The following is a 3,318-nucleotide window of genomic DNA, read 5'->3' on the forward strand; positions in this document are numbered from 1 at the left end:
CCCCCCCCCCCCCCCCCCCCCCCCCCCCCCCCCCCCCCCCCCCCCCCCCCTTCGACAGACTCCTGCGGCTGCCGGTGGGTGCCGACCGTTGGTCGGCACTCAACAAGAAGGGGTCAGATCTGACCCCGATGTCTGGGCGCGCGCGAGCAGCAGCGCCTGCTCGCGGGCATTACCGGTGAGCGCGGCCGCCTCGCGGAAGGCGCTGGCGGCATCATCATGCCGGCCCAGCTGCTGCAGCAGGTCGCCGCGCACCACCTGCAAGGGCGCATAGCCCTGCAACCGCGCATCGACCAGCAACGGCTGCAACAACCCCCAGGCCGCAAACGCGCCGTCGCTGCGCGACACCGCCACCACCCGGTTGAGGGCCACGACCGGCGATGGCATTACCTGCAGCAACTGTGCATACAGTGCGGCGATGCGCGCCCAGTCGGTATCGTCGGCGCGGCGCGCAGTGGCATGGCAGGCCGCGATTCGGGCCTGCAGCACGTAGGCGTCGTCGCCACCGCCGGCCTCCAGCGCACGCTGCAGCACCTGCTGCCCGCGCTCGATCTGCAGCCAGTCCCAGCGCGCGCGGTTCTGCGCGTCCAGCAATACCGGCTGGCCCTGCGCATCGACGCGCGCCGCGGCACGCGACGCCTGCAGTTCCATCAGTGCCAGCAGGCCCAGCACCGGCGGCGCAGGCAACCGATGGGCGAGGATGCGGGCCAGCCGCAGCGCCTCCTCGCACAGCGCCGGGCGCATCCAGTCATCGCCGGCACTGGCCGCGTAGCCTTCGTTGAAGACCAGGTAGATCGCCTCCAGCACCGACGCCAGCCGCTCGGGCAACGCTTCGACGCGCGGCACTTCATAGGGCACCTGCTTCTGTACCAGGGTGCGCTTGGCGCGCACGATGCGCTGGGCGATGGTGGGCTCGGGCTGCAGGAAGGCACGGGCGATCTCGGTGGTGGTCAGCCCACCCAGCAGGCGCAGGGTCAGCGCCACCCGCGCATCGGCCGGCAGCACCGGGTGGCAGGCCACGAACATCAACCGCAGCAGGTCATCGCCGAGGTCGTCTTCCAGCGCCTGGGTATCATCGGGTGCAGGCAATGCCGCCGGGTGCAGTTCATCGCTCCATTGCGCATGCTGCTGTGCCACGCGCTGGTGCTGGCGCAGCACATCGATGGCACGGTTGCGCGCAGTGGTCATCAGCCAGGCTCCGGGGTTGTCCGGGATGCCCTGCGCCGGCCAGCGCTCCAGCGCGGCCAGCCAGGTGTCCTGTGCCAGCTCCTCGGCGCGGCCGACATCACCGCCGAGCAGCCGCGCAAGGCGCGCGATCAATACCGGCGATTCCATCCGCCAGAGGGTTTCCAGGCGCTGGCTCAGGGCGGGCGAGGTCATGCGCCGATCACAGCACGCAGGCCGTGCCCGCACAAGCGCCAGCGCTCATGCCTGGACAATCGGCTTGAAGCCGCCCCAGAACATGCGCCTGGTATCGAACGGCATGTCCTTGGGGCCGATGCTGGCCAGGCGCGGGTCGGCCATCACCTTGGCGTTGATGCGGTCGCGCGCAGCCCGCGAGCGGAACACCACGAACGCGACGATGACCGTTTCCCCCGGCTTGGCCTTCACCGCGCGCGGGAACGAGGTGGACTTCCCGGGTTCGACATCATCGGCCACGCATTCCATGTACTGCAGCGCGCCGTGATCCTTCCAGACCGTGCCGGCCTTGCGGGCAAGGCGGCGGTAGTCGGCCACCTTGTCCTGCGGGCACGGCAGCACGTAAGCGTCCACGTAAGCCATGGTTTTCCTCCTCGAGGCGCGCCGTCAGCCCGGCTCGCCCTCCATGTGTGCGATTTCCCACAGGTGGCCATCCAGGTCCTGGAAGCCGCGCTGGTACATGAAACCGTAATCGCGCGCCGGTTGCGGTTCGCTGCCACCGGCGGCCACCGCCTTGTCCACCATCACGTCCACCGCCTTGCGGCTGTCGGCCGACAGGCAGGTGATCACCTCGGTCTGCGCGTGCGCATCGGCGATGCCCTTGTTGGTGAACTGCTGGAAGAACGGCTTGACCAGCAGCATCACGAAGATGCTCTCGCTGATGACCATGCAGGCGGCATCTTCGTTGGTGTACGCCGGGTTGAAGCTGTAGCCCAGCGCGCTGAAGAAGTCCTTGGACTGTTGCAGGTCCTGCACGGGCAGGTTGACGAAGATCATCTGCGGTTGCGGTGCGCTCATCGTTGCGGTTCCTGTGCGGGTGGTGGGTGATGGGACGGGATCAGGGCTGCTTCATGCAGTTGACCATCCACGGCTTGCCGTAGCGGTCGATCAGCATGCCCCAGCGATGGGCCCAGAAGGTTTCGGCAATCGGCATCTGCACCTGCCCGCCCTCGGCCAGCGCGGCAAACACGCGCTCGGCTTCCTCGATGCTGCCGACGTCGACATTGATCGTGGTCGACCCGCCCTCGCCGCCACCCGGGCCATCGGCCGCCATCAGGATCGCGCCGTCGATCTCCAGCTGGCTGTGCGCCACATGGTCGAGGGTCTCGGCGGGCATTTCATTGCAGCCTGGCGAGCCGTCGGAAGGCGGCATGTCGCGGTACTTCATTTCCGAGGTGACCTGGCCACCGAGGGCCTTGGCATAGAAGGCCATCGCATCGTGGGCCTGGCCGCTGAAGCCAAGGAAGGGAATCAGTTTCATGGCAGTGCTCCGTTGGGTGGTAGCGCCGGGTCATTCCCGGCGAAGGGTCGGGTCAATCCGATCAATCTGCGAGCTGTTCCCGCAGACGCTGTTCCTGCTGCTGTAATTCGGGAGTGAAGGCTTCGCCGAAATCCTCGGCGGTGATCAGTGGGCGCAGCTCGAGGGTGCCGCCGGCGCCGAACGGGGCGCGGCTGGCCCATTCGACGGCCTCGTCCAGCGAGCGCACGTTCCACAGCCAGAAGCCGGCGATCTGCTCGCTGGGCGGCCCGAACGGCCCGGCCTGCACCTGCGGGGCGGCGGCGCCAAAATAAATGCGGCGGCCGCGTGCGGTGGCGTGCAGGCCTTCGCCGGCGAGCATGATGCCGGCGGCGACGAGTTGTTCGTTGTAGGCGCCCATTTCGGCCAGTTCCGCTTCGCTGGGCAGGCGGCCGGCTTCGGAATCGGCGTTGGCTTTGACGATCACCATGACTTTCATGTGGGTCTCCCGTGGGCGGCGGTTTGCGTGCCCTTCATGGGTACGACGAACCGGAGGATCGGGAATCGACAGGTCAGGTGAAGTTTTTTTCCTGCGCGGAAGGCGCGCCTGCGGCGGGGATCGGCGAACGGCGGAGCCCCTCCGTGGTGGGGGTTGAAAGCCCGGG

At 68.3% G+C, this 3,318-nt stretch carries 5 protein-coding genes; all 5 read right to left on the reverse strand.

Annotated elements, in window-relative coordinates:
* Window positions 1-99: 99 nt before the first annotated feature.
* Window positions 100-1,377, reverse strand: a complete 1,278-nt coding sequence (locus IAE41_RS22075; RefSeq protein ID WP_200734576.1) for a sigma-70 family RNA polymerase sigma factor — start codon at window positions 1,375-1,377, stop codon at window positions 100-102.
* A 45-nt stretch (window positions 1,378-1,422) separates the two neighbouring features.
* Window positions 1,423-1,779 (reverse strand): DUF1428 domain-containing protein, encoded by a 357-nt coding sequence (locus IAE41_RS22080; protein ID WP_108745879.1) that lies wholly within the window; start codon window positions 1,777-1,779, stop codon window positions 1,423-1,425.
* Between the two features lie 24 nt (window positions 1,780-1,803).
* Window positions 1,804-2,214: a VOC family protein gene (locus IAE41_RS22085; protein ID WP_079220462.1), complete on the reverse strand. Its 411-nt coding sequence runs from the start codon at window positions 2,212-2,214 to the stop codon at window positions 1,804-1,806.
* 40 nt (window positions 2,215-2,254) lie between these two features.
* A complete protein-coding gene (locus IAE41_RS22090; protein ID WP_079220461.1) occupies window positions 2,255-2,677 on the reverse strand; it encodes a VOC family protein in 423 nt (140 codons plus the stop codon).
* 61 nt (window positions 2,678-2,738) lie between these two features.
* Entirely contained in the window at window positions 2,739-3,152 is a 414-nt protein-coding gene (locus IAE41_RS22095) for a YciI family protein (protein WP_200734577.1), read from the reverse strand.
* Window positions 3,153-3,318 lie beyond the last annotated feature (166 nt).

The sequence above is a fragment of the Stenotrophomonas sp. S39 genome, assembly GCF_016624665.1.
In the GTDB taxonomy this organism is placed as follows: domain Bacteria; phylum Pseudomonadota; class Gammaproteobacteria; order Xanthomonadales; family Xanthomonadaceae; genus Stenotrophomonas.